Annotated in this window: 3 pseudogenes; 2 read left to right on the forward strand and 1 reads right to left on the reverse strand. The window is 65.3% G+C overall.

Going from position 1 to position 5,195, the window contains the following annotated elements:
* Positions 1-180: 180 nt before the first annotated feature.
* Positions 181-1,703, forward strand: a pseudogene (locus JSY14_RS12615) (IS1634 family transposase).
* A 188-nt stretch (positions 1,704-1,891) separates the two neighbouring features.
* Positions 1,892-3,156: pseudogene (locus JSY14_RS12480) on the forward strand (IS1380 family transposase); the annotation flags it as partial.
* Positions 3,157-3,470: 314 nt separating this feature from the next.
* On the opposite strand, the pseudogene JSY14_RS12620 reads toward JSY14_RS12480, so the two are convergent.
* Positions 3,471-4,385, reverse strand: a pseudogene (locus JSY14_RS12620) (IS1634 family transposase); the annotation flags it as partial.
* Positions 4,386-5,195: the final 810 nt, after the last annotated feature.

Genomic DNA, 5,195 nt, shown 5'->3' on the forward strand with positions numbered 1-5,195 from the left:
CCCGTGCAGCATCGATCCGTGCGGTCGCCCCGCAGCTCGGTGTCGGCGAGGAGACGCTGCGGATCTGGTGCAACCGCTACGGCCCCACCTGACTTGGACCTCTCTGGGGTATCGACGCGGGTTTTGGGTGTATCGGTGCTGTGAGCGCTTCGCGCCTGCCTGGAGTGACACACTAAGCGGGTGGTGTTCCTGCGGAAGGTAGGACGGCGTCGGGGGCGACGGCTGTGCAGATTGCTGAGCGCGGAACCGTCGGGATGTGGTCCTGGAGCATCTCGGGTCGGCATACCGAAGCCGAGCTCGCCGGCCTGATGGAGGCGGGTCGGGAGAAGATCAACGCTGGTCAGGGCGTCCTCGACCTGGGGACAGCAACGTCGACGAGCCCCGCGACGATCACGTCGAAGCAGTCCCGGCTGCTGCTGGAGACGCTGCAGTCCGCGTGGGCGGCGCTGGGTTCACGGCGATCGGTGATGAGGCATTCTTCCAGCTCGTCGCCGCACGCCTGATCGAGCCGACCTCGATGAGCGACTCCGCCAGAGTGCTGGCGGAGGTCGGGATCGACCCGGTGCATCGCTCGACGATGAAGCGCTGCCTGGCCCGGATCGCCACGAACGACTACCGCGGCCAGATCGCGACGAGTGCTTCGAGCATGCCGCGACCAGCGGCGACATCTCGCTGGTGCTCTACGACGTTACGACGCTCTATTTCGAGGCGGAGAACGAGGATGCGCTGAGGAAGGTCGGCTACTCGAAGGAACGCCGCGTGGATCCGCTGATCGTGGTCGGCCTGCTCGTGGACCGGGGCGGGTTCCCGCTGGAGATCGGCTGCTTCGAGGGGAACCATGCTGAGACCCGCACGATCGTCCCGATCATCCGCCAGTTCCAGGCCCGGAACGACCTCGCTGACATGGTCGTGGTCGCGGACGCCGGGATGCTCTCGGCGGCCAACCTGCGCGAGCTCGACGAAGCGGACCTGAAGTTCATCGTCGGCTCACGACAGACGAAAGCCCCGGGTGACCTGGCCAATCACTTCCATTGGAACGGGGACGCGTTCACGGACGGGCAGCTGATCGACACCATCACGCCCCGCCACGGAACACGAAACCCTCCACGACGAAGCGCCGCAAGGAGCCGGTCTGGGACGCAGAGGAGCATCCCGGGCACTGGCGTGCCATCTGGAGCTACCGCACCAAGCGTGCCACCCGGGACAATCACACCCTCACCGCGCAGGAGAACCGGGCCCGAGCCGTGATCGACGGGGACGCGTCGTGAAGTCGACCAGATTCGTGAAGACCACCCGCGAGCGGCCGATCCCTCGATACGGCCTCGCTCGAGCGGGCACGAAGTCTGGTCGGGCTGAAGGGCTACGTCACGAACATTCCTGCCGCCACGATGCCGGCGGCGGAGGTGGTCTCCAGCTATCACGCCCTCTGGCATGTCGAGCAGTCAATGAGCAAGACAGACCTGCAGGCCAGGCCCATGTTCCACCGCACCCGTGACGCGATCGAAGCCCACCTCACCATCGTGTTCACGGCCCTGGCGATCGCCAGACACCTCCAAGCAGCGACCGGGTTCAGCATCCGCCGGATCATCCGGACACTCCGTCCCCTCCAGGACGTCACTATCACCATCGCCGGGCAAAAGATCACCGCGAGCCCCGAACTCACCGACGACGCCCGACACGTCCTTCAGCGAGTGACACACTAACCTCGAGATTTCACGGGTGTGGTCTCGACCGGCGAATGAATGGCGAAAGGTGCTCCTGGCCTGGGATGATACGAGGTGTTGAGACCCGTACCCATCCGCTGGAAGGAGCACCTTCAGGTTCCACCCTACCTTGTCTTCTACCCGCCCGCGCGTGGACATCGTGAGGTCCCGCGGTCTCACACCCGCGCGTGCTGCTGACCGACACGATCCACGCACGGCCTCGCCTCTTCGCTGCGGGAAGCACTGGCTCCTTGGACGAAACCGCTGGCCGAGCACCACGCGGCGAAGGTCCTGCTGGACCTCGCACTCACTCTCGCAATCGGCGGCGAGCACGCTTCGGATACTGATCTGCTGCGATGCGAACCGGACCTGTTCGGAGACGTCGCCTCGACCCCCACGATCTCCCGCACGCTCACCACCCTCGCCCAGGACGCGCCCACCGTGATCGAGGCGATCTCCCAGGCCCGCCGGGCCGCGCGGGAAAGAGCCTGGACCCTCGCCGGAGCGCATTCCCCGGCTGCGGGGGTCAGTGCGAAGAACCCGCTGGTCGTCGACCTCGATGCCACCCTGATCAACGTCCACAGTGAGAAGGAGCAGGGCGCACCGACGTTCAAACGCGGCTTCGGATACCACCCTCTGTGCGCGTTCCTGGACCACGGCAGCGAAGGGACCGGGGAACCACTGGCGATCCACCTGCGCCCCGGCAACGCCGGCTCGAACACCGCCGTGATCACATCACCGTCACCCGGCAGGCCTCGCGCAGCTGCCTGCGGGCTGCTGGCCGGGGCGGGCGGGGTCGAGAAGATCTGATCCGCACCGACGGAGCGGCGGCACCAAGGACTTCCTGGCCTGGCTCCAGCGGCAGCGTCTGGCCTACTCAGTCGGGTTCACCCTCCCCGAACACCCCTGACCTGCTGGAACGTATCGATGAGGCGCAGGCGTGGACTCCCGCCTATGACACCGATACCGACGGGATCCGCGAGGGGCGTGGGTGGCGGAGCTGACCGGACTGCTGGACCTGTCCGGGTGGCCTGCCGGGATGCGGGTGATCGTGCGGAAGGAACGTCCTCATCCTGGGGCGCAGCTGCGGATCACCGATCACGAGGGATGCGCATCACCGCGTTCGCGACCAACTCCCCCGCGGCCAGCTCCCGTCTTGGAGCTGCGGCACCGTCGCCGTGCACGCTGCGAGGACCGGATCCGTAACGCCAAGGAATGGGCTTGAGAAGTCCCGTTGCAGGGCTTCGCGCAGAACCAGTCTGGTCCAGATCGTCCAGCTCGCCAGCGAGCTCGTCGCTGGATGCAGACATCGGCTGACCGGCCATGATGCACGGAAGTGGGAGCCAAACGGCTCCGCGCACGGCTGTTCGAGATCCCCGCGACCCTCGTGCGCCGCGCCCGGCACAAGGTCCTCCACCTCGCCGAACATGCACCCGAAGCCGTGAGGGTCTGACCGGCGTCAACCGGCTCCGCACCACCGTCGCACAGACCTAACCCGGCGAGACCACCCGCCCACCGACCAGCATCAACCTCTCGGGAGTGGAACCCGACCGCCCGCAACGGACACTGCGACGATCTGTCATACCCGAATGCCACAATCAGCAGCTCAACACGGCAACGACGCCGACCGTCCCCGCTCACCAGCCCATGAAACATCGAGGTTAGTGACCATGCGTCAAGTCATCTTGAGGGCCTTGAGGATGGTGCGGGCATCGTCGGTGAGCTCGGCTTGGCCGTGATGTCTGGCGGCCAGGGTGATGGTCAGTCCTGCAACGGCCGTAGGGTCCGGATGATCTTGCGGATGCTGAACCCGTCTGGCCTGCAGGAACGGGCCATTGCAGGGCGTGAACACGATCGTGAGGTGAGCTTCGATCGCGTCCGCTGCCGATGAAACATGGGCTGGCTGTAGGTCGTCTTGCTCATCCGGAAGGATGCTCGACCTGCCACAGTCGTGATAGCTGGAGAGCACTCCGCGCGGACATCACCGTCGCGGGGATGTTGGTGACGTAGCCTTCAGCCCACGAGGCTCCGTGCCCGCTTGAGGGAGGCTTCGTCGAGGCTGCGACCGGCCGCTGTGGTCTTCACGAACCGCGTCGACTTCACGGTCACGTCCCGTCGATCACAGCGCGGGCTCGGTTTCCTGCGCGGTCAGCGTGTGCCCATCCCGGATGGCGGTTTCTTCGAGAACGCCCAGACGCCCGCCAGTGCCGGATGCTCCGTCGGGTCCAGACCGGCTCCAGCGGTGCTGCTTCGTGTCGGTTTTCGTGTTGCGTGACGTGGGGTGATGGTGTCGATCAGCTGCCGTCGGTGAACGCGTCACCGTTCCAGTGGAAGTGATGTGCAAGGTCACCAGGGGCTTTGACCTGCCGCGACCCGACGATGAACCGCAGTCCGCTTCGTTAAGCGGTCAGGTTCGCGGTGGAGAGCATCCCGGCGTCAGCGACGACGACCATGTCCGCTAGCCGTGCGGGCTGGAACTGCTGGATGATCGGCACGATCGTCGTGGTCTCGGCCTTGTTGCCTCGAAGCAGCGATCTCGAGCGGGAACCGCCCGATCCACCAGCAGCCCGACCACGATCTGCGGATCCACTCGGCGCTCCTTCGAGTAGCCGACTTCCGCAGTTCGTCCTCGTGCTCGGCCTCGAAGTAGAGCGTGGTGACGTCATAGAGCACAAGAGATATCGCGCTGGTCGAGCATGTTCAAAGCAGTTTTCGTATCTGGTGGTACTTGCACTGCTGGATCCGGGTCAGGCAGCGCTTCATCGTTGAACGATGCACCGGATCGATCCCCACTCGCTCAGCACGCGAGCGGAGTCGAGCATCGAGGTCGGGAAGATAAACGCGCGCGACGAGCTGGAAGAACGCCTCTCGAGGCATCGAACCAACTCTCCAGGTCGCCTGGAGCACGTCCACAGCAAGCGCGACCGCATGGACCGCACCACAGCGCCTGGGATCCTGCTCCAAGCCGAGGTCGAGAGTCTCCTGACAGATTGAGCTTGTCCCGGCGGCCTATCAAAACAGCGAGCTCAGCCTCGTATGCCGGACCCGAGGTGCTCAAGATTTGTTCCGCGACTCCTTAACGACCACTGCACGGCAGTCGCCCAGACGCCGTGGTCACCTTCCTCAAAAACGGGCTCACAACCCCCGACCCTACCCCCAATTAGTGACCCATCCAGCCACCCTGGAAACCCCACGACCAGCAGAAACGCTACTGAAATCTCTCAAACCAGGCCCGAGAGGTCCAACTCAGGTCAGTGCTCCCGCGCAGAGAGAGGCCGCAGCTCTGAAGGAACTCGACCGGGGGTCAGGAGCGGGACGATGGAGTTCCCTGATCGCCTGAGCGGGAGACGGGCCGGAGAGCTTCTGAGCCCGGGTGCGCAGGAGGCGCTCTTCCTCCTGGGATCGATCTTCCAGGCGCAGGCACTCAAGAATCCGTACCGCGGTGGGGCACCTGGACGCGGTACCACTGGCTTCAACGAGGGCGCCGGCAAC

Source organism: Brachybacterium sillae, from assembly GCF_025028335.1.
In the GTDB taxonomy this organism is placed as follows: domain Bacteria; phylum Actinomycetota; class Actinomycetes; order Actinomycetales; family Dermabacteraceae; genus Brachybacterium; species Brachybacterium sillae.